Annotated in this window: 18 protein-coding genes; 9 read left to right on the top strand and 9 right to left on the bottom strand. The window is 44.4% G+C overall.

Annotated elements, in window-relative coordinates; all coding sequences use genetic code 11:
* Nucleotides 1-57: 57 nt before the first annotated feature.
* From FHS68_RS17880 to FHS68_RS17865, 4 genes are read right to left on the bottom strand one after another with little or no spacing between them, the layout of a single operon-like run.
* Nucleotides 58-1,488, bottom strand: coding sequence for a TolC family protein (locus FHS68_RS17880; protein ID WP_167273405.1), 1,431 nt, complete (start codon nucleotides 1,486-1,488; stop codon nucleotides 58-60).
* Nucleotides 1,478-4,681: an efflux RND transporter permease subunit gene (locus tag FHS68_RS17875; protein ID WP_167272731.1), complete on the bottom strand. Its 3,204-nt coding sequence runs from the start codon at nucleotides 4,679-4,681 to the stop codon at nucleotides 1,478-1,480. Before FHS68_RS17875 ends, FHS68_RS17880 begins: the two co-directional genes overlap by 11 nt.
* A 24-nt stretch (nucleotides 4,682-4,705) precedes the next feature.
* Complete coding sequence (locus tag FHS68_RS17870) at nucleotides 4,706-5,788, bottom strand: efflux RND transporter periplasmic adaptor subunit (protein ID WP_167272728.1); 1,083 nt, start codon at nucleotides 5,786-5,788, stop codon at nucleotides 4,706-4,708.
* Between the two features lie 33 nt (nucleotides 5,789-5,821).
* Nucleotides 5,822-6,190, bottom strand: coding sequence for a hypothetical protein (locus FHS68_RS17865; RefSeq protein ID WP_167272725.1), 369 nt, complete (start codon nucleotides 6,188-6,190; stop codon nucleotides 5,822-5,824).
* Between the two features lie 315 nt (nucleotides 6,191-6,505).
* Here FHS68_RS17865 and FHS68_RS17860 point away from each other — a divergent pair, with 315 nt between their 5' ends.
* From FHS68_RS17860 to FHS68_RS17850, 3 genes are all read left to right on the top strand, one after another.
* A complete protein-coding gene (locus tag FHS68_RS17860; RefSeq protein ID WP_167272722.1) occupies nucleotides 6,506-6,751 on the top strand; it encodes a hypothetical protein in 246 nt (81 codons plus the stop codon).
* Nucleotides 6,748-7,149, top strand: coding sequence for a type II toxin-antitoxin system VapC family toxin (locus FHS68_RS17855; RefSeq protein ID WP_167272720.1), 402 nt, complete (start codon nucleotides 6,748-6,750; stop codon nucleotides 7,147-7,149). The genes FHS68_RS17860 and FHS68_RS17855 overlap by 4 nt, the downstream gene beginning before the upstream one ends.
* Before the next feature lie 183 nt (nucleotides 7,150-7,332).
* Complete coding sequence (locus FHS68_RS17850) at nucleotides 7,333-8,397, top strand: fatty acid desaturase (RefSeq protein ID WP_167272717.1); 1,065 nt, start codon at nucleotides 7,333-7,335, stop codon at nucleotides 8,395-8,397.
* 19 nt (nucleotides 8,398-8,416) lie between these two features.
* On the opposite strand, the gene FHS68_RS17845 is transcribed toward FHS68_RS17850, so the two are convergent.
* Nucleotides 8,417-10,375 carry a T9SS type A sorting domain-containing protein gene (locus FHS68_RS17845; protein WP_167272715.1) on the bottom strand — a complete coding sequence of 653 codons (1,959 nt, stop codon included), beginning with the start codon at nucleotides 10,373-10,375 and terminating at the stop codon, nucleotides 8,417-8,419.
* 245 nt (nucleotides 10,376-10,620) lie between these two features.
* On the opposite strand from FHS68_RS17845, the gene FHS68_RS17840 reads away from it, so the two are divergent.
* Nucleotides 10,621-11,148 carry a hypothetical protein gene (locus FHS68_RS17840; RefSeq protein WP_167272712.1) on the top strand — a complete coding sequence of 176 codons (528 nt, stop codon included), beginning with the start codon at nucleotides 10,621-10,623 and terminating at the stop codon, nucleotides 11,146-11,148.
* Between the two features lie 74 nt (nucleotides 11,149-11,222).
* Here FHS68_RS17840 and FHS68_RS17835 read toward each other — a convergent pair whose 3' ends face one another.
* Both FHS68_RS17835 and FHS68_RS17830 read right to left on the bottom strand, forming a co-directional pair.
* Entirely contained in the window at nucleotides 11,223-12,692 is a 1,470-nt protein-coding gene (locus FHS68_RS17835; RefSeq protein ID WP_167272710.1) for an MBOAT family O-acyltransferase, read from the bottom strand.
* An 11-nt stretch (nucleotides 12,693-12,703) separates the two neighbouring features.
* Nucleotides 12,704-13,759: a hypothetical protein gene (locus FHS68_RS17830; protein WP_167272707.1), complete on the bottom strand. Its 1,056-nt coding sequence runs from the start codon at nucleotides 13,757-13,759 to the stop codon at nucleotides 12,704-12,706.
* 269 nt (nucleotides 13,760-14,028) lie between these two features.
* On the opposite strand from FHS68_RS17830, the gene FHS68_RS17825 reads away from it, so the two are divergent.
* A complete protein-coding gene (locus FHS68_RS17825) occupies nucleotides 14,029-14,856 on the top strand; it encodes an Ig-like domain-containing protein (protein WP_167272704.1) in 828 nt (275 codons plus the stop codon).
* On the opposite strand, the gene FHS68_RS17820 is transcribed toward FHS68_RS17825, so the two are convergent.
* Nucleotides 14,853-15,260 carry a helix-turn-helix domain-containing protein gene (locus FHS68_RS17820; RefSeq protein WP_167272702.1) on the bottom strand — a complete coding sequence of 136 codons (408 nt, stop codon included), beginning with the start codon at nucleotides 15,258-15,260 and terminating at the stop codon, nucleotides 14,853-14,855. The genes FHS68_RS17825 and FHS68_RS17820 overlap by 4 nt on opposite strands.
* Nucleotides 15,261-15,308: 48 nt before the next feature.
* Nucleotides 15,309-15,689, bottom strand: coding sequence for a hypothetical protein (locus FHS68_RS17815; RefSeq protein WP_167272700.1), 381 nt, complete (start codon nucleotides 15,687-15,689; stop codon nucleotides 15,309-15,311).
* Between the two features lie 294 nt (nucleotides 15,690-15,983).
* Here FHS68_RS17815 and FHS68_RS17810 point away from each other — a divergent pair, with 294 nt between their 5' ends.
* From FHS68_RS17810 to FHS68_RS17795, 4 genes are all read left to right on the top strand, one after another.
* Nucleotides 15,984-16,589, top strand: coding sequence for an RNA polymerase sigma factor (locus tag FHS68_RS17810; RefSeq protein ID WP_167272697.1), 606 nt, complete (start codon nucleotides 15,984-15,986; stop codon nucleotides 16,587-16,589).
* Between the two features lie 31 nt (nucleotides 16,590-16,620).
* Nucleotides 16,621-17,727: a FecR family protein gene (locus FHS68_RS17805; RefSeq protein WP_167272695.1), complete on the top strand. Its 1,107-nt coding sequence runs from the start codon at nucleotides 16,621-16,623 to the stop codon at nucleotides 17,725-17,727.
* A 227-nt stretch (nucleotides 17,728-17,954) separates the two neighbouring features.
* Nucleotides 17,955-21,284, top strand: a complete 3,330-nt coding sequence (locus tag FHS68_RS17800) for a TonB-dependent receptor (RefSeq protein WP_167272693.1) — start codon at nucleotides 17,955-17,957, stop codon at nucleotides 21,282-21,284.
* Nucleotides 21,285-21,303: 19 nt separating this feature from the next.
* Nucleotides 21,304-22,842, top strand: coding sequence for a RagB/SusD family nutrient uptake outer membrane protein (locus FHS68_RS17795; RefSeq protein WP_167272691.1), 1,539 nt, complete (start codon nucleotides 21,304-21,306; stop codon nucleotides 22,840-22,842).
* Nucleotides 22,843-22,898: the final 56 nt, after the last annotated feature.

Here is a 22,898-nt window from a genome sequence, read left to right as displayed (position 1 = left end):
CCAAAAAAGGCCGCCGCGGATACCGAGACGGCCTCTTTCATTTCTCATTAAAGCTAATCAATTCCACCCGCCACCTAACGCCCGATATATATTGACCGTGGCGCTCATTTGCTGCATTTTGGTTTCGATGAGGTCGAATCTCGATTCCAATGCATCTCGCTGGGTTAGTAGCACTTCCATATAATCTGCGCGGGCTGAACGGAAAAGGCCATTTGAGATGGTGATCGATTGGGTCAATGCATCCACTTCTTTCGATTTCAGATCATAGCTGCTGGCCAGGTTACCGATGTTGGATAGCTGATTGGCAACTTCAATGTAAGCATTCAAAACCGTCCGTTCGTAATCATAAACCGCCTGGATCTGGCGGGCATTCGCGCTGGCATAAGTTGCCTTGATCGCATTTTTGTTGATCAATGGCCCAGCCAGGTCACCTGCCAGCGTTGCGACCAGGGATTCTGGTAATCTCGCAATATATAACGGGCTGAACGCTCGAACGCCCAAAGTAGCGTTTAGACTCAGACTCGGATAAAAATTTGCTCTCGCAACTTCCACATCCAGCCTGGCTGCGGCCAGGTTGTTTTCAGCTTGTCTCACGTCGGGACGGTTCTGCAGCAATTGCGACGGAATACCGGTCTGAATAATATTGGGGAGCAGAGTTGCAAAACCAGCGCTATTTCTCAGAACCGGCTGCGGATACCTGCCCAACAGGAAGTTAATTCTATTTTCAGTTACCGTAATCCGCTGTTTGATATCATATTGCAGATCTTGCGTGTGCAATACCTGCGCTTCAAATCTCTTGACAGCCAGTTCTGTTACCCGCGTGGCCTCTTTCTCCATTCTCACAATTTTCAGCGCATTATTCTGAATTTCAATGTTCTGTTGAATGATAGCGAGTTGCGTATCCAGTGCAAGCAATTCATAATAGGAATTGGCAATTTCCGAAATGATATTGGTCATCATAAAATTTTTCCCTTCCACAGAAGCCAGGTATCTTGATACCGCTGCTTTCCTCGCATTTCGCAGTTTGTGCCAAATGTCAACTTCCCAATGTGCAAATGCTGCTACCTGGACATCCGGCAAAAATTCCGGCGTTTCTTTTCCTGGTTTGATGTCCGTTGTGGCTTCACTCGCACCGATGTTGGTGTACCTGCCAATCTTATCCACACCTGCACCGCCGCCCAAGCCGACAAAAGGCAAGTATTCCCCCTTTCTGGCCCTGATTTCCTGCCTGGAAATTTCGATTTCCTGTAAGGTAATGTTCAGTTCCTGATTGTTTTTGAAAGCCGTGTCAATCAGTGCGACCAGGTTAGGATCTGTAAAATAGGTTTTCCAGCTCAATTTGCCTGTGTTGGTAGAGTCCTGTGAGCCATTATAGCTCACAGGCGTCGTTCTGTTCTCGGATCTGTGAACTACTGGCGGTACACTGCATCCGGTATATATCAAGGTCAGGAGTACGATCCCGACCCTTATTTGTCTTTTATTGCGCATCATTTTGAGTTTCTTGAGTTACTGGGAAGGCGTCGATCGCGTGGACAAATTGCTCAGACAATGAGCTGTCCTCTTCGTCTTTGATCATTTTTCTACCGTCGGCCAGCGAACCGAATATGAAGTACAGTCCCGGAATAATGATAACCCCGAAAACTGTCCCGAATAACATACCACCCATTGCCGAAGCACCGATGGTACGGTTTCCAATGGCTCCCGCGCCCGACGCACCGATTAATGGAATCAAACCTGCAATGAAAGCGAACGAAGTCATTAAGATCGGGCGGAAACGCACCTTGGCGCCTTCAATGGCTGCATTTAGGATGGTTTCACCCTGATGTCGCTTCTGAACCGCAAACTCGACGATCAGTACGGCATTTTTACCCAATAAACCAACCAGCATGATCAATCCGATCTGGGCATAAATGTTGTTTTCAAGACCCATGAGTTTCAGCAGCAGGAAAGAACCAAATACCCCAACCGGCAAAGACAACACAACCGCCAAAGGAATGATGAAACTTTCATATTGAGCAGCAAGCACGAAGTACACAAAGGCCAACACGATCAGGAACACATAAAGAGACTCATTTCCCCGACTTGCTTCGTCATAAGAAAGCCCCTCGAAAGCGATATCGTATCCTTTTGGCAATGTTTTAGCTGATACTTCTCTAATGGCCTGAATAGCATCCGCAGTGGTATACCCTTTCGCGGGAAGACCCTGAATCGCCGATGAATTGTACAAATTGAATCGGGTAATCTCATTGGGGCCCTGGCCTTTTTTAAGCTTCATAAATGAAGAATAAGGCACCATTTCCCCTGCGTCGTTTTTCACAAAAAGCTTTAAGAGATCCGATGGAAGTCGTCTGAAACCTGGGTCAGACTGTACGTACACTTTGAAGAACTGGTTAAACCGTGTGAACCCTTGTTCGTAGGTACTGCCGATCATAATGTTGAGGTTCTCCATTGCCTTTCCAATGGATACCCCTTTTTGCATCGCCAGCTTATTGTCTATTTCCAGCTCGTATTGCGGATAATTGGCTGAGAAAAACGTGAACAAGCCTGTAAGCTCTTTCCGTTTTGCCAGATTTTCCATAAATTCCTTATTTATCTTATCAAACTCGCTATAATCCGTGTCGCTTGTTTTATCCAACAAACGCATTGAAAAACCTCCTGAAGTACCAAAACCTGGAATCGCTGGTGGTTCAAAGAATTCAACAACTGCACCAAGACCTCTTGTCTTTTCTTCCAGTTCTTCCATGATTTCCTTCACATTCTGTTTTCGGTCCGACCATGATTTAAGGTTGATCAAACAAGTACCCGCATTGGATCCACGTCCTTCTGTCATGATTTCATAACCAGCCAGAGACGATACCGATTCGATTCCATCAATTTCTTCACAAATTTTCTGAAGCCTTTGAGAAACCTCGTTCGTTTTTTCCAGAGTAGAACCCGGGGGGGTCTGGACAATCGCATAGATAGTGCCCTGGTCTTCATTTGGAATAAAGCCTGAAGGCAGAATTACATTTACGAAATAGGTCCCGGCGCAGAATGCCAATAAAATTACGATGGTAACCACTCTTCGATTGACGATTAGTCTTAACAAGCCTACGTATTTGCCCGTAACCCTTTCAAAACCACGGTTAAAACTGTCGAGCAGCCTGGACAGGGGATTTCTTGATTTGGGTTTTCCATGGTTATTTTTCAATAACATCGCACATAGCACAGGAGTGAACGTCAGGGCCACCACTGCCGAAATTACAATTGAGCTGGCCATCGTTATGGAAAACTGCCGATAGAAAACACCAACCGGGCCGGACATAAATACCAGGGGTACAAATACCGCGGTCATTACCAAAGTGATCGCGATGATAGCGCCACCGAGTTCACGAAGTACTTCCAGGGTGGCTTTATAAGGTGAAAAATTCATTTCTTCCATCTTGGCATGCACCCCTTCCACGACTACAATAGCATTATCTACCACAATACCGATCGACAATACAAGTGCGAAAAGCGTGATGAGGTTGATGGAGATTCCGAAAAATTGCATTACAAAAAAAGATCCTACCAAAGAAACCGGAATCGCGAGAATTGGAATCACCGTAGACCGCCAGTCGCCCAGGAATACAAATACGACCAGGGCAACCAGTAAAAACGCATCCCGCAAGGTATCGATCACCTGCTCAATAGATGCATCCAGGAATTGAGATACATCGTAGCTGATCTTATAATCCATTCCCGGCGGAAAAGATTTTTTCATGATATCGAGTTTGAGTTTTACGGCCGCAATCACATCATTGGCATTCGTACCATAGTTCTGCTTTAGTACGATCGCGGCAGAAGGGTGGCCATCGAGATTTGAGTAAATATCGAAAAACTCACTGCCCAGCTCTATCCGTGCTATATCTTTCAGAAGGATGCTTTCACCTGCTGCATTGGCTCTGATGATGATATTCTCATACTCTTCCGGTTTGTTAAATCTACCTTTATAGGTAAGCACATATTCCAGCGATTGGGCCGCTATTCCGGAACTTTGACCGATCCTTCCGGGACGACCTACCACGCTTTGCTCACCTATGGCTTCCATTACGTCTTCCACCGAAATCTTATAGGCACGCATCCGGTCAGGATTAAGCCAAACCCGCATGGCATAACGGCGACTACCTAATATTTGAGTCCGGGCTACGCCTTTGGTGCGGTTAATTTCCGGAATCATGTTTACCGTAGCATAGTTGAATAAGAACTTTTCGTCCATACCCTTATCCTTTGAGAACAAGTTGACGTACATCAACATACTCGGTTGAATAGGGGTAATTACAACGCCCTCACGCTGAACTAATTCCGGCAAAAGCGGCATAACCTGATCCACTCTCGTTTTCACCCGGATAACGGCATCATTCGGATCCGTACCGGGTTCAAATATGATCCGGAGCGTTGCCTCCCCTGCACTGGTTGCATCGGTTGCAATGTACCGCATATCCTGAACCCCGTTGATCGCCTGTTCGAGGGTGATCAGCGTGGATTTAACCAATACGTCGGCACTGGCCCCGGGATAAGCAATAAATATATTTACTGTTGTCGGGGCAATGTCGGGGAACTGCGAAATAGGTAATTTCTTGATAGCCAGTACACCTATAAAGACGATCATAATCGAAATTATGATGGCAAATACTGGCCTATGTATGAACTTGGTAAACATGTTCTTTTCTTTTAAAATGTTGAACTACTCAGCATACAAGCCTAAATTGGAAATGACAGCTTCCGGCTTCATAAATTTGTAGTGGATCTTTTCGTTTTCGTGCACCTGCCTGAGGCCTTCCAGCAGAATTTTGTCATCCTTTTTCAAGCCACCCTGAACAAGAAAAACGTGTGGCAACTCTGCTCCGATGGTGATTTCCCTTGATTGGATCTTGCTGTCTTTGTCCACTACGTACACATATTTCTTTTCGAGCACTTCGAAGGTGGCTTTTTGAGGAATGATCAATGCATTTTTTAAGGGAGTGGTAATGATGATACTACCGGTTTCTCCGTGCCGCAGCAGTCCTTTTGGATTAGGAAATGTTGCCCGGAAAGCGATGTTACCAGTCTCGTTGTTGAAATCCGCTTCAATTGTTTCCACAACTCCCGAGTGACCGAATAGCTCATTGTTAGCCATCTTCAATTTCACTACTTCCTTATTGTTGGATTTGAGGCCATTCTGATAATTAAGATATTCGGCTTCTGGTACGTTAAAGTACACCCACATTTTACTGTTGTCGGAGAGGGTAGTCAGTAAATCACCTTCATCTACCAAACTTCCCAGCCTTACCTGAAAGTGGTCCATCATACCATTAAAAGGTGCTTTTACCTTTGTAAAGCCTAAATGCACCGATGCAAGCGACAGCTCCGCTTTGGCTTTATCCAGCTTTGCCTTTGCCATCGCAAGTTCATTTTTCGAAACAATATTGCTATCGGCCAGCGACTTTGTATTCTTATATTCAACATCAGCGAAATTGGCTTCCGCCTGTGCTTTTTGCTGCTCTGCTTCATAAAGCATCGGCATGATCTGGAACATCAGCTGTCCCTGCTTTACACGTTGACCTTCATCAACATAAATTTTTTGCAGATAGCCTTTTTCCAGGGCCCTTAATTCAATGTGGCTGATGGCGCGGATTTGGGCAACATACTCTTTGTCTACAAGCGTGTCTTTTTCCACAGGACTGGTTACCAGGAAATTAACCTCTTCTTCCTTTTCTTCTTTTTTTGATTCACAGCCTGTGTGGAGCATCAATGTGCACAAGCTGATGAACATGAGAATTCTCTTCATGATTTTGTTTTTCTAGTTAATTAAATTAGGATTTTAGTAGTAGTAAGATTGGATTGAAAGATTCTCAGATCCTGATGACCCGAAGTGTAAAGCAGCGTTGAGAAGATGTATAAAACCAATGTGGAAAGAAAGGCAGGTACCGCCTCGTTGTCTGCCATCTTCTACGTCACTTTCCTCCGAATAAATAGAATGATTCCCAGTTTCTTTAGTACCCTGCAAAAAAGGTTTATTAAGAATCGCCAGGCTTATGTTGGGGTCAAATCCGGCACATTCTGATTTTTCAAAACGGGTTATTGGTGCATAGCAAAGCTGAACCTTGCAGGAATGGGCAGGCAACAAGCGATATACGCCTCTCAAAAAAATGCACAGCGGCAGAATATATTTCCTTAACTTTTTGGACATCCGGGACTGCAGTGTGTCAAATTAGATTATTCATAGAAAGTGACCCTTTGTTAACTTGAATACAAAAACCGCATGTTATCCTTAATTACACGTTAAAAGCAAGTTAAAAAGCCATTAAAATCCAGCCGATCCCCGGCGGCAAAACAAATCAAAGAAATAATAATCCGCATTTTAGAAGTTAAGATTTATCTCCCAAGCACCGGTATATGGCTAAACTTAACATTTGTTGATTCGGACTTTGCAAACAATATTTAATACACCAATCTTAGCAGCAGGAATATTTTTGTAGATTTGTAATGTGTTAAAGGACAAAAAATGAAGACAGGAAATATTGATACAGCCCTGATTGACAGCTACTTTACAATGCTAAAAGGGCTAAGTCCTAATAATAAGTTAGAACTCATTGCAAAGCTGTCAAAGTCTATGAAGACTACAAAAAAAGCCGAAGATACATCTTGGAAAATGTTGTTTGGCGCTTTGCAACTTGACCAATCGGCTGATGATTTTGTAGAGGATTTGAAAAAAGACAGAGAGTTTAGCCGCAAATCCATTGACTTTTGAAAAAGTATCTGTTAGACACCAATATTTGTGCATACTTCCTAAATGGGAAATTCAATCTCAAAGCAAAAATTGACGAAGTTGGTTTTCGAAACTGTGTCGTATCTGAAATCACAATTGCCGAGCTGAAATACGGAGTTGAAAAAAGTACACACACAGAAAAGAACAGACAAACCCTTGAAACGTTTCAAACGAAGTTTGACGTAATTCCCATTTTTCCCGCACTTGACATTTATGCGAGGGAAAAAGCACGACTAAAAACAAAAGGAAAGATTCTAGACGATTTTGATTTGCTTATTGGCGCAACAGCTATTTTTAACGGCCTAACCCTCGTAACAAGAAATATTAGCGATTTTGACCGGCTCGAAGATATAGGGATCGAGGATTGGACGGAAACCTGAGAAGTCCAAGAGCAAATAATAACTTTAGTCGCCGATTTTCGGATTTTCAAGAGGCAAACCTACATTTCTCCCGTTACCTCAAATTATCGGTTTACCTTTGATATAATATATCGATCCTGGGAAAACATCCGCTTGGATCAATTATTGTATATCCGGTCGAGCTAATCACCTAAAATAACGCTAATGACATTTATTGATATTGTCCTCCGTCGCCCGTCATACGGATGGCAAGATTCGACCGGCCAATTGGTCAAGCCAAGTGCCGGGCAAATTTTTAGTGAGTTTTTTTCCAGATTGAATGTATTTAAAGACCGGAAGAACTGGCTGCCGTTTATGAGCTGGCTGAAAGTGCTTTGCATGGTTCCATTTTTGTTACTGTTTATTTTCAAATTTTTCAGCTTTTGGATGTTGGGGGCGGCGTTTCTTTACAGCATGATTATCATGGGGACGCACGGTACCATCTGGCACCACCGGTATTGTACACACGGGGCTTATAAGTTCAGGAATGCATTCTGGCGCTTTTTCACACAGAACCTCACAATCAGCATGATACCTGAGGAAATCTACGTCATTTCCCACCACGTCCATCACGCAAAATCCGATCAGCCCGGTGATCCATACAATGCACAGGCTGGTTTTCTGTACTGTTTTCTGGCCGATGTAAATCATCAGCCTATCGCGACAAATCTGACTGAGCCTGAATACAACCGGGTAAAATTGCTGATGAGACACACCGGTGTTGCAGGTAATACTTACCGGCAATATCTCAAATGGGGGTCTTATCTTAACCCTGGCAATGCCATTTTTTCCTGGGTCATGAATTGGTCGTTTTGGTACCTGATTTTTTATCTGGTTGGCGGTCATGCGCTTGCTTGTACGTTATTTGGAGCGGCCGGTTTCTGGGCAGTCGGGGTGCGGACGTTCAATTATGAAGGGCACGGAAAAGGGGAGGCTGTGCAGCGCGATGGTATTGATTACAATAAAAAGGATGGTTCAGTCAATCAGCTTTGGCCTGGCATTGTTGCAGGCGAATGGCATAATAACCACCATTTATTTCCCAAAAGTGCACGGAGCGGATTCAAGCCGCATCAAATTGACCTGGCCTGGTATTACATCAAATTCATGAGCATCATTGGCGTGGTAACAAGTTATAGGGATTCTAAAAAGCAGTTTTACGAACAATACCATTTGCCTTATGAAGCCGCGAAGGCAATGCAAAGTAAACCTGTGCTTGCAGAGATAAATTAGTCAGACGGCAATAGGTAGCTTACTTATTCACCGTAATCTTCTGCGTTGCTATTGAGCCGTCCACATTCCTCAGCTGAATATAGTAAATGCCTGCCGAGAAATTCCCGGTGGAAATGCCTTCCCCATTTGCGATGGCAGCTTCATAAACCATTTGGCCTGCATTATTCAAGACCTTGATGGATGAGCTCTTGTTGAAATCTGTGGTTTTGATGAAAATCCTGTTCACTGCCGGATTCGGAAATACAACCAACGCCTCCCTGTCTTTTGATAGCAGGCTGCGGATGCTGCTGAAAGTAAAGGTTCCATCCTGGTGGTCCTCCGCGCGGTCTATCATTTTTAGGCGGTAGTAAATGCTGCCGACGCCAATGTTATAGTCCCAATGGGTATAATGCAATGGTCTGTTACTCTCCCTCGCGGCGTCGATGATGCCAATCGGATTCCAATCTCTGGCATTCAGGCTTTTTTGTACTTCAAAATAAGCGGTATTGGTTTCCGCAGACGTAGTCCATTGCAATAATGCCTGGTTCTCAATCTTCGAAACCTCAAAACTCGCGAGGGTAACGGGCAGGGAATTAAGCTGCTTGAAAACGAATACAGCGCCCGGGAATGAAACGGTGCTCAGGTCACCCGGTTCTCTGGCAACGCCCAGCGAACTAACGAATAAAGTTTTGCCGTCCAGGGCTACCCAGATGCCGAAGTTTTCGGAAGGGACGCGTGTGGAGGGAAACAATTTAGCCGATAGCCCCCAATTATTTTCACTGCCTGTATTCCGCTCATAAATGTAGGTTGCGCCGGATTCATACATATAGTTTTCTTGTTTGGCGTCCATGTTCTCCCTTCTGCCGCCGACTACTGCAATGTCTTTGCCAATTCCAACACTCTCGCCGTACGTGCCGTTGTATCCACGGGTATTAGAAATTAGTTTTTTCGCCTGTCCCCAGTTACCAGCGCCACCTTTATCTTTTGCGAAAATATATGCGGCGCCAGCATCGTTCATAGAATTCTGTTCATTCGCGTCTTCATCTTCGCCACTGGCCCCAACGATGATATGATCGCCGGAGATATCGACACCAACCCCGAAATTATCGTTATCAGTACGCACTGCAGGGGTAATTTTTTTCACCTGTCCCCAATTGTTGTTGCCACCCTGATCCCTGCGAAACACGTAAGCCGCTCCTGAAAAGGACAATGTGCTTCCACCCGAAACGGCTTCGCTTCCTCCTTGCGCACTCACGATCAGCTGGTCCCCATCGATCGCCGCTGCATATCCGAAATAGTCGTATTGTGCCCTTACATTTGTAGTAATTTTCTTCACCAGTCCCCAATTCTCCACGCCACCGAGATTTTTCTGAAAAATGAACGCGGCCCCTGAGCCATCCAGAAAACTGCCATCGCCCGAGTCCAGGTCATCATAACGCGATGTCACGACAACGAAATCGTTGCTGATGTCAACCATTAGTCCGAAGCTGTCAAAACTACTCCGAGTGCGTGCGTGGAGCCTTTTGACTAACCCCCAATTGCCTGCTCCTCCCTGATCTTTCCTAAAAATGTAAGCAGAGCCCTTCGGAGATCCGTCGAGCCGCTCGTCAGATTCCCCGACTATCATGTAATCACCGCTGATAGCCACGGAGCAACCAAAGCGTCCGTAAAGGCTTCGCACAGGTGCGGTCAATTTTTTTAATGGTTTCCAAATGCCGCCGTCATTATACAAAATAAAAGCACTTCCGGCCGATTGCATTGGGTTACCCCCGGATTCATCAACCCCGTCATTGACAGCGCCGACCACCGCATAATTGCCGGAAACACTGACAGCATTTCCATATGTCATATTATCAATTGATGCCGCATTGCCGTTTGCATAACGGGCCACGAGCTTGGTCACTTGTTCCCAATCCTGGGCTTTGGAAGTTATGGAGTGGGCAAAAAAAAGCGCACAGGTCAAAAAACCAGGGCGAAGTAGACGTAAAAGATTTTGCATGAAGTTATGGAGGGTGGAAAGGGCAATAAATGCTTATTCCAAATATAATATGTAACCATGAGACTAGAAAATGAGCCGAAACCTTTACAAGCTTTTTTTACGGGTGAAAAGAAAATTTGCACCAAAACATTTAAGCCAGTTACAGACGGGTCTAAAAAGTGGAAAATCAATTTCCAAACGCGGCCCAAATTGCCCCTGGCATGGTTTGTTTAAATTTTAATTCTCAAAATCTAAACTGAAAAATCATGCTTGATGAATTGTTTAATCTGATAAAGCAAAACGGACAACAAACAGTTGTTGAAAATGAGGCTGTGCCGAATGAACACAACGAAGCCGTTATGCAGGAGGCCCAAACCTCCATCGTGGATGGTCTTAGCAACCTTAGAGACCCATCTCAGGTAGATAGTTTGTTTGAATCTGTGCGAAACGGGCAGACAGAAAGTAACCCGGCGGTGCAGCAGATTTCAAACAATTTTACCGGAAACATCATGCAAAAGTTTGGCATTAATGGCAGTACAGCCGCGTCGATTGCTGCTTCCCTGATTCCAATGGTATTGAGCAAGCTGGGTAACAGAGGCAATCAAGGTGGGTCAGGCGGTTTCGATTTGGGCGGACTGATCGGATCATTAACCGGTGGTGGCATGTCAGGTGGCAATGCGACCTCGGGAGGTGGATTGGGAGGAAATATCGGTGGCATGGGCGCGAAGCTCGGGTTGGACAAGGATGGTGACGGCGATGTCGATCTGAATGATCTTACCAAGATGTTCAAGTAACTTGCAGCTTTTCCGATCAGTTATAAATGTTCAAAGGGCGGTTTCAACTGCACCGCCCTTCGACATCTCCGTAATTAAAATTGGAAATAGATAAATGAACCAGTGCTTTTCTGGGTCATGACAATTAGTATCAGCATAATAGCCCATATTATTCCCGAGGACCACCAGGGCAGCGATTTGAATAAATCTTTCACAGAACGGTCACGCATACTCCAGTGCGAAATGATAAGCGCCACCGTAACGATAGCGACTTTGAGCATATCAGGCGTGCTGAGCATCTTAGGTCCTTCGGTGATAACGCCGAACATGCAAAGCAGCATCAGCATGGCCTTTTGAAAATCGGGCGCCCGGAAGAATACCCAGGTTACGTTTACCAGGAAAAAAGTTAATAGTGCGAGCATAAAGTTGGATACATTTTTGCTGCGTATGGGGATCACCGTTGCCTGTAATACGACCTCGTCTACCACAGCGGATTTGCGCCGTTTTTTTGACCAATTTTGATACAATCTTTCCACGCAAAGAAATATACCGTGCAAGCCGCCCCATATCACAAAATTCCAGGAAGCACCGTGCCACAAGCCACCCAATAACATGGTGATCATCAGATTAACGTAGGTCCTGAAACGACCTACCCGATTTCCGCCAAGCGGAATATAAAGATAGTCGCGCAGCCAGGTGGACAAGGTAATGTGCCAGCGACGCCAGAAATCCGAGAAGCCAATGGATGCGTAGGGATACCGGAAATTTTCGGGCAGCTTAAATCCCAGACATAATGATACCCCAATTGCGCAGGTGGAGTAACCGCTGAAATCGCAGAAAATCTGTCCCGAGAAGGCCAGTACAGCCGACCAGGCGTCGAGCGGGTTGACGGGAAATGGCAGGCTGAAAATGAGGTCTGATGTTTCGGAGAGCCAACCGTCTGCAATCACCACTTTCAGGAACAAACCCAGTGTCAAAAGGAACAATCCCCAGATCATTTGTTCGGAAGTCGCTTTTTTCGGTTCCTTGAATTGCGGGATCAAATCTTCCGGACGGACGATCGGTCCGGCTACCAGGTGAGGAAAGTAAGTAACGAAAAGAGCAAAATCTAAAATCGACGTTTCAGGTGTGAACTTACGCCGGTATACGTCAATGGTGTAGGACAATGTAACGAACGTATAGAAGGAAATTCCGACAGGCAAAATAATGTCCGGTTTGGCGGCCTGGAATGCGATTCCCATTGAATTCATCAATACGGTAAAATTTTCGAGCAGAAATCCGCCGTATTTGAAATAGCTCAGCATACCCAGGTTCAACACCAGGCTTACCGCCAGCCAAAGCCGACGGCGATTTTTTTCTTCCGTAACCGAAATCAATCTCGCCATGTAAAAATCAACCACAGTCGATAGCCACAGCAGCAGGATAAAGGGCGGGTTCCAAAGCGCATAGAAAAGGTAACTGGCTCCCAGAAGATTGATTTTCTTGGTTTTCCAGGAGAACGGAAGATTGTGCAGCACAAGCAGGAGCACAAAAAACAGGATGAAGGTATACGAGTTAAAAACCATGACTTGTGGTGTTAAGGAATGTTCTGAGAAACTGCATTTTGTAACGGCCATTTGGTTTTGGCCTCAATAATCCTGGTTAGATCTTTTGTGAAAATCCGCGCATCGGCTGGACTAAGGTGCGACCACTCAGGGCATACATACTTGGAAAGCTCAGGATAATCCTTAAAGTGAATGCCAGTGACGCCGGTATCTTTCAACAACCTCTCCCAATAAAGCTCCCTGGGATAGGCCTGTTGTTCAGCCTTCCAAACCGGGTCGCTGGATGGGAAGCGGATAAAAATAACCTGACCACCACGCGCCCGAATTTGATTGACTGATTTCGCGACAGACTGGATAACCCGAGTCAATGTGTCACCGCCAATCCCTCGTTTTGTATTCGTGAGTCCTAGCTTTGTCCATACATCCGTCATTTCACGAAGGGCGGTGGTATCTTTCAAAAAATTGTCGGTAAAGGTCAATTGCCCATCTGGCAAAGCATATTCCAGATCAATGGGGAAATTGGGAAATACAAAAACGCCCGGCCTGCTCTCGATAGGAAGCCTTTTTAAGAGCGAATTCAGCGAGAACCGTTCCTCGTCCAGGAATATTAAATGGTCTTCGAGTTGCCGGTTGATATGAAAACCGGCTTGCTGTGAAAGCGACCAACGCGGATAATAATCCAGCCGTTTCTTGGCCGAAATTTCCATAAATGATCCATCGGGTTGGAAGAAAAGCGCTTCCAGGACATCGACCAGCACAGTACCTTTAAATTCAGGATCGCTCGCCAGGTCGCGGAGGACGGGGCGTGGGTTGGTCCCTACGATAGCCAGCTGTACCGGGACTTTTCCGGTGATGCTTTTCCAGGTTTTAAGATCAATGTCAAACTTGGCACGCGAGGTACCGACGATGACCGGTGCAGCCGGCGATGTGTCATAAATCCTGTTCCTGGCATTCGCCCACAGGCTTTCATCATCGTTGTATGACAAGGTGAATCCCTGCGAGCGAAGATAGGATTCCCAACCAATGAGAAACAGAATGACAAACGTACCGGCAAGGCACGCAGTTTTCAGGTAGTTTGTTCTTTGCATGACTGTGAATTTGAGGAATGAGTGCGAATGCCAAGTTGCTTATTCGTGGTAATGAATTGTATATCAATTATTTATTATTACAAAAATAAAAATTAAACTGTTACCGCTACAACCGATGAATAACTGCGCGTGAATTTATTATTCATCGGTATTACTTTATCCCAACACCATTTTTATTGCCATTTGAAACATACGTGTTCCTGCAAAGAATTGCCTGGCAATATCTTTACAGCTTCGCTGGATTTTCCAATGAAGCTTAGCCATGAACTATGAAAAACGCCTTTCTACCTTTTGCATTGATGTTCTTTTGGTCCTGTTCCGGTTCGAAAGACGATAAGGATTTGCCTTTTCCCGATGAGAACATTACGGTCGCATTTGTGACCCCGGTACCAACATCCGATTTAGCATATAACAAAGCCTATGACTTGGAGGTGAGTGCAACGGGCGACGTTAAGTCAGTGGAATTTTTTCTGGATGGGAAAAGCATTGGCTCAGTCGCTGCCCGTCCCTATAAAATTTCGTGGACTGCCAGAGATCTGGATCCCGGATCACATCAGTTGAAGGCGATTGCTACCTCCGCGAAGCGAAATGAATTTAAAAGTGAAATCGAAATTGCCTTGAAGCTAGCATTGGGCGATGATTTTAGGGGCGGAAGAGTATTTGAAATTGATCCCTCAGGAAATCACGGGCTTATTGCCGCAAAGGAGGATTTAGCAGATGAAAAAGGTCAGCCGCAGTATTTGATATGGGGAGCCGATGGAATGATCGGGACTTCTTTTGAGGATGGGATTGAAAATACAAGGAAAATATCTGTCCAGGCAACTGGTCCCAATCAAATGGGCGACAGATTTAAGGGTAACGGATTGGAGATCAATGGCTTTAAAGACTGGTATATCCCTTCCTTTTTTGAGCTTGGAACATTGAGAGGGAATGCGGCTTTGGTCGGCGGATTTAGTAAAATCGATCGTGAAGCCACTTACTGGTCTTCCTCAGAACGGAACTTGCAGCAGGCTTTTTATATCAATTTTGTTTCTGTAAAAGAGGTCTACAATTTCAGGACCGTGAAGGCAAAGGTCAGGCCGATACGAAAATTTTAGTAGGAGGCTTCGCTATCAAAATCAATGGATAGCGAAGCATTTAGCCCGGAGGAAGTGATCATGTGCTGCCGATAATCGCTGGGGTTGATACCGAACATCTTCTTAAAATTAGTGGCAAAATACGATGCATGGTTAAATCCTACCTCATACATCACTTCGGTTACATTGCCGAAGCCCTGCTCTAAAAGGCTGGCAGCTCTCTTCAAACGGATAGAGCGGATAAATTCACTCGTAGACTGGTCGGTAAGGGCTTTTAACTTTCGATGCACCTGAAGCCGGCCCATGTCAATTTTTGATACGAATGTTTCAACTGTGAAATCAGTATCGGTCAAATGATCTTCAATGAGCTTGACGGCACGCTGAAGGAAAACCTCATCTGATGTGTCTCTTGGCTGTAATTTCATTTCTTTTGAAAAACGTTCTCTTAAAAGTTTCTTCAATTCACAACATTATCAATAAACCGTCAGATGGCGCGGCAAAAAGGTAGCCACCGGGCCTATGTGAAAATCTTTGATTTCTACATTGTCCCCGATGTAAATTAAGACTTTATAATCACCGTCTTTCAGTTCCGAAAGGTCATAATTGATCGCTGTTTTAACGCGTGTCCGGCCGACATAATTTTTGTGGACGGTTTCACCTTCCTGACATTTAATGAGTACCAACATCCTCTCCCTCTTATGGTTATTAATATTCACCCTGAGCTTGCCGTCTTTCGATGGAAAGATCACCCATTCGAAGGATTTGGCATTTTTGGTTTCTTTATCATCCGCATTGGCCTGCAACGCAAACAACAGGGCGAATTGAAAAATGAATGCTTTAAAAGTAATTTTCATGGTCTTTTTAATTTTTGTTATCAGAAACAGTTCAGATCTGCTGGCCAACAAATCGGAAACAAAAGTAGCAGTCTCGTATACGTTTGAAGAACACAGATGCTACAAACCAGAACAGAGATGTTTCATTTTAAAGTAAATGTCAATTTTCGAGGAAAATGCGAAATAGTCTTTCACCACTGTCCCGCTGCCACAGCCAATTATATTTTAATATTTCTGTAAAAAATATAAATTTCTTCATTTTTCGAGGGGTAAGTTTTCCCATTTATTGGCTCAAGCTTGTATATGTTATGAGTTATGGTCAGACGGCTTACTAATTCGGAGGGAAAACAGCTTTGGCAGGATTACCGGCAAGGCAATATATATGCACTCGGTGAACTGCTGGATGTATATTATAGTGACCTCTACCATTGGGGAATGCGGTTGCATCATGACAGAGAATTTGTGAAAGATTCTATTCAGGAAGTTTTTTTAAACCTCTGGAAGGTTCAACAAACCACATCTTCTGTTGAAAACGTTCGCGCTTATCTCTTAATGGTCCTGAAAAACCACATGTTGCGAGAACTTTGCGACAAACACAACAAGCTTCAATCGAGCCTGAGTGAGGACTATTCCTTTTCCGTAGAATTTGCGGCCGACTTTCGGATGATCGAGGAGGAGCGGGAAGTTTATCAGTTCCGTAAGCTGGAAACGATCATGAATAGCCTCCCGCCCAGACAAAAGGAATTGCTGTATCTTAAGTTCTACCAGAACCTTGATTTTGAGGAAATAGCGGATGTGATGAATCTCGGACGACAATCCGCCTATAACCTTTTTCAAAAGTCTATCAATAATTTTCGCAAAAACTGGCCGGTAACTATGTTGATGCTTCTATTTTTCGGTGCGATCCTAAATATATTCTAGCAGTTACTTATAAAGCTTTCAAGAATTCGATATGAAAAATTATATGTCTTACACATTGGAAGATTTTGTAGATGACCAGGATTTTATTGATTGGGTGCAAGGACGCAGCGATAGCAATGACTTTTGGCCGTCTTATGCGAAGCGTTTTCCAGACAAGGCAGAGGTTATGAAACAAGCCGAACAGATTATCCGCACCGCGCAGGTTCATACCGACAAAGTAGGTAAGAGGGAAATAAGGTTGGAGGTAGAGCAATTTTTACACAGCGCGCGCAACATGAAGATTGTGAATTCCGAGGTGAAAGTTTTCACAAAGACAATGTTGTCTTTCCCAAATCTAATGAGAGCTTCCGCCATAGCTGCGGTTATCGTATTTATTATAGGATTAACCTGGTATTTGCTTCCCATTGAGGATGGGAATTTTGAGAACTCAATCTCTGAGGTTATGCAAAACAGTCTTGCGCAGGCAAAAAATGATACGGATAAACCATTGCGAGTAGTCCTGAATGATAACTCAATCGTTGTTTTAAGTCCGCAAAGTTCTCTTAGCTATCCATCCGTTTTTTCTGGCAGCGACCGGAAAGTTTACCTCCATGGAGAAGCAAGTTTTTCTGTGACGCATAGGTCGTCGCCGTTTATGGTCTACACGGGAGAAATGGTCACGAAAGTAATGGGGACCAGATTCGTAGTAAGATCTTTTGATCACGACCAAAAAATAAGTGTTCAGGTACAATCAGGCAAGGTGTCGGTGTACTCAACCAAACCCTCGATTTCTGCAAATGCGATGGAGAAAAACGGTGTCATACTCACGGCTAACCAGGCCGCTTTTTTTGAAAAAGATAAACATCAGATATCTAAAACATTGGTAGCCAATCCAATACTGGTAAACAAGGATAACAAGAGCGTAAATTTTTATTACGATGAAGTACCTCTGCCTGTAATCATAAGAGAATTAGAGAAAGGGTATGGTATCCCAATCCAGTTTGATGAGCAAAGCTTTCAGGGATGTAGGATCACAGCAACTTTCTCCAGAGAAACATTATTTGAAAAGCTCGATCTGCTGTGCAAGACGGTGAGCGCAACTTATGAGATTGTAGATGGACAAATTGCCATTAACGGAAGTGGATGCAGCAGTTTATAAATCCCGATTTACCCTAAAACTTTAACAAAATGACCTGAAAAAAATAAAAAAAATCGGCAATAGCGAACTATTGCCGAAGGCAAAGAAACTGAATGACCGCTCGCCAAAGTAACCATTCAGAAAATTCTGTAACAGAACCTTTAACCTTTAACAAAACTATGAAAATAAATGCTACCCGACAATTTGGCTTCGAACTCATGAAATTTTCTCTGACCCAATGTTTATTCATGATATTGATAGTAGGTGTTTCATACGCCCATACCTCCAACGCGCAGCAATATCTGGATAAACGCCTTAGCCTAAACGCAGAAAATAGGGAGATTAAGAAAGTGTTTGCCGACATTGAAAAGTCAACAGACGTCAGATTTGTATATAGCTCGCAGGTGATTGAATCGTCGAGAAAAGTATCTGTTCATCAGAACAATACGACGTTGGCGCAGGTCTTAGCCGATCTGCTGCTTCCTCTGAAAGTGGAGTATGAACTGGTGGGCAGAAAAGTGGTATTATCAACCAGCCGGGCAGAAAGCAATCTCATTGATAAAGGCCCGCAACCCGACATAATTCAGTCTGTAAATGCGATTGAACGTATAACAACTGGTAAGGTTACCGATGAGAAAGGGCTGGTTCTTGCTGGTGTAAACGTGATTCTGAAAGGAACTCAGACAGGTAGTACAACCGATACCGACGGGCAATATTCCATTCAGGTTCCCGACGAAAATGCGATACTCGTTTTCAGTTTTGTGGGTTATCAAAGCCAGGAAATTGCAGTCGGTGACAAAACCAGTATTTCCATTAGTCTTAAACCAGAAGATAGAGCGCTTGAAGAAATTATTGTCGTGGGCTACGGAACCCAAAAACAGAGAGAAGTTACCGGCTCGATAGCTACAATACAGGCGGCGCAACTGGAAGATCAGCCGGTAGGGCAATTTGCACAAAAGCTTCAGGGAAGAGTGGCGGGGGTGCAGATCAATCAGTCGACAGGTGTTCCTGGTGCAGGCATTGCCATACGTATCCGGGGAGCAGCTTCAATTAATGCAGGTAACAATCCCCTGTACGTCGTTGATGGTTTTCCTATTGTGGGAGGAATTAATAATATTAACCCCAATGAAATTGAAAGCTTTTCCATACTGAAAGGAGCATCGGCCGCGGCTTTGTACGGATCCCGGGCAGCAAACGGAGTGGTACTTATCACCACCAAGCAAGCTAAGCCTGGAAAGACCTCCATACAGTTCAGCGCTACTTACGGTGTCGCGAGGGTGCCGCAGCGGGGAAGGGCCAAGCTGATGAATGCAAAAGAATTCCTGGCTGACAGAAAAGCCATATTTGAAGATAAAATAAAATATGAGGGCTGGACAGGTGGCATACCGGAGCTTTATCAGAATCCGGAAGCATATTCCGGCCCCGACACGGATTGGTACGAAGAGCTTTTGCAGCCGGCTGGGCAAAACAGTTATAACCTGACGTTGCTATCGAATAAGGATAATTTCAGCACTGCAACAACCCTGGGGTATTATAAAGAGAAGGGCTCAATTATCAACACAGATTTTCAGCGTTTCTCTCTCAGGTCAAATAATGAATATAAGGTTAACAAAGCGATAAAAGTAGGGATCAACATCGCGCCAACTTACCAAACAAGCAATAATCCGGACTCGGACAATTTTTATAGCCTGATTTATGCAGCTGTTATTACGCCATCCATTTTTTCTCCGGATGATACTAATCCCGATGGCTCGCGAAAATTGAGTTTTACAGGACCCGGCTTGTTTACTTTTCCAAACTGGAAACGTTCCTTGGAAGAAACTAAAAATGTCACAAACGCAACCAGACTACTCAGCAGTGCTTATGCACAAGTAGAGTTCCTCAAAGATTTCAGGTTCAAAAGCTCGGTTTCTATTGACATTGAAAACAGAAAGCAGCGTATTTTCAGCCCATCAACAGTCGGAACAATCTTTGCTAATGCACCCAAACTCGCAACTGGTTCCTATCAGACAAATCAGTATACATCCTGGTTAACCGAGAACACGCTCAACTACGCCAAAACCTTTGGCGGAGATCATACGGTTGAAGCTCTGGTCGGCTACTCGGCCCAGTTGTTCAGACAGGAAAACAATACCCTTACCGGCACCAGTTTTCCGGATGATGCGGTAAGCTGGATCGATGCCGCAGCGCTCAAAAGTGGAAGCAGTAATGCCACAGAATGGTCGTTGTTATCATTGTATAGCCGCTTGAATTACAATTTTAAAGGTAAATATCTGCTTTCCGCATCAATACGCAGGGACGGTTCTTCCCGCTTCGGTTCTGACAACCGTTGGGGTGCATTTCCTTCCATATCAGCAGGATGGATTATTTCCGACGAAGGTTTTGCCCAAAGATGGAGATCGGTCAGTTATTTGAAATTAAGGACTGAATTTGGAGATGCGGGTAACTTCAACATTGGTAATTACAGCCAGTTTGGTAACATCAATTCAACCAATTATGTCTTTGGCGGCGCATTGGTACAGGGACGAAGCCCTTCTTCTATTGGTAATTCGCTGCTTACCTGGGAAACAACGCGTGGAATGGATGTCGGGCTGGATATCGGGCTCTTTAAAGACCGGATTTCCCTAACCCTGGATTATTACAACAAAAGCACAAAAAATATGCTTTATCAGGTTGATATTCCAAATGGCGCGGGATTTTCGAACATTCAGGATAATATCGGGGAATTCCATTTTTGGGGGTATGAAGCAGGTGTTACAACCAAAAACCTCGTGGGCGATCTGAAATGGAGTACCGACTTTAACATTTCAATAAACCGCAATAAAGTAATCAAGCTGGGCACCAACAATACGCCCATCGGAGGAATTGGTGAATATTCTTCTGATATATGGAAAACGGAAGTGGGAAATCCAATGGGCCAGTTCTATGGTTACGTATTTGACGGGATTTATATGACTAAATCCGAATTTGACTCTCAGCCCAAGCACAGCACATCGCAGATCGGGACAATGCGGATGAAAGATTTAAATGCTGACGGTGTCATCAATAGCTTGGACAGGACGTACATCGGTAATCCAAGTCCAAAGTTTTTATTCGGTATCAACAATAGCCTCACTTACAAAAGTTTTGATCTGAATCTGGTCTTCTCGGGATCATATGGGGGCAAAATGTACTATTCACTTGCCGAATGGTCGGAAACACTGGAAGGGATCTTCAATGTTGAAAAATACATGAAAGACAGATGGCGCTCAGAAGAAAATCCGGGTGCAGGAATTGTTGGGCGCTCGCTATCTGGTACTACCTCTTTTCCGAGGAGCAATCAGGACAGACTAGTGCTTGATGCCTCTTATTTAACGCTTAAAAATGTGACGCTGGGCTACACTTTTCCTGCATTGACTAAATACGTAAGTAAGGCCCGTATCTTCATTAGTGTACAGCAGGCATTTATTCTGACCAAATATAAAGGTGCAAATCCGGAGGCCAGTCTCAATGGGCTTAACGGTTTGAGAGAAGGTGTGGATGTCAGCCCATATCCGATTCCCAGGACTGTGGCGTTGGGTGTTAACTTAAGTTTTTAATCTTCAAAAGATCTCAATCATGAAAAAGTCAATATATATACTTGCGTTAACCACATTGTTCCTGACGGCGTGTTCGGAGGAATTTTTGAACCGTGTGCCCGAAAGCTCTGTCACTTCAGGCAATTTTTATAAAACTGAGGCGCAATTTGAGCAGGCATTGGTCGGCGCATACGCGGCTACAAGAAATGCCAAAAGCTCCATTTCGGACTGGTCAATGGGTGAGATGCGTTCCGATAATACCCATATTGAGTTCAATAACACCAATAGGGGCGGACAATATATTGAGAGGGAAGATGCAGATTTCTTCCTGGATAAAAATGTAAGCGGACTGGTTGCCAGCAAATACAATAGCCTTTACGTCGGTATTGCAAGAGCAAATAACATTCTGGATTATATCGTTGCTGCCGGCCTGAGCCCTGACGCTGTCAACAGATTTACCGGTCAGGCCAAATTTTTACGTGCGCTATTTTACTTTGACCTGGTAAGGTATTTCGGTGGTGTGCCGCTTTATCTGAAAGCTGTCCAGGGTGCCGGTGACGCGTATGTGCCACGGTCATCTGTTGCCGAGGTTTATAACGTAATCATTGAAGATTTGAAAGATGCGATAAGTAAATTGCCTGTACCCGCATTTCCTCAAAACGGCCGCGCGACACAGGGTGCAGCAAGGATGCTGCTGGCAGATGTTTATTTAGTGCAAAAAAACTTTGCAGCGGCGGAAACAGAATTAAAAAGTGTCACCCAGATGGGATATGCATTGCTTCCTGATTATGCTGCGGCTTTTAGCTTAGCGAACAAAAATAGCAAGGAATCCATTTTTGAAATTCAATATCAACAGGGCAATCAATTGCAGGCCAGTGATTTTGTGTACCCGTTTTTACCATTATCTTCTGATGTAAAGATCATTACCGGCATCGCTTCCCAAAATCGTCAGGGCGGCGGATGGAATGTCCCCACCTTTGAAATGATCGGGACTTATGAGCCGGGTGATAAACGATTGGAGGCTTCTATTGCCATTGCGGAGGGTACGGGCGTAATCGGTGATATGGTAATTGACGCCATTAAGAGTCCGGTAGGATACAAGATGGCTGCTGGCAAACGTGCTTATCCTTACATTAAAAAGTATCTGCACCCGCACGCCCTGGAACAGAATACCGACGACAATTTCCCCATTTACAGATATTCAGATGCCTTGCTTTCCCTTGCAGAAGCATTGAATGAGCAAAATAAGACAGCTGATGCGTTAGTATATCTGAACCCAGTTCGCACCAGGGCCGGACTTGCGGCTGTCACTTCTTCTACTCAGGCTGCTTTACGGGATATTATCCTGCATGAGCGTAGGGTTGAACTTGCATTTGAAAATAAAAGATGGCTGGATCTTGTCAGGACCGGGAAAGCCATAGATGTAATGACGAAAAATGGGGAGTATATTAAGCAAGCCCATAAAGGAGAATCCTATATTCCAGCTACCAGTTATAATGTTACACCTGATAAGTTGATTTATCCAATTCCCAACCGGGAAATCTTAATCGGGGCACTGGATCAAAATCCAGGATATTAATTAATTCGAATTGTCTATGCGGGATCAGAATCGTGAAAGTGAAAGCAATAAAGTGT

This window comes from Dyadobacter arcticus (assembly GCF_011762185.1).
GTDB classification, from domain to species: Bacteria; Bacteroidota; Bacteroidia; order Cytophagales; family Spirosomataceae; genus Dyadobacter; species Dyadobacter arcticus.
This window is presented reverse-complemented; position numbering and strand designations above follow the sequence as displayed.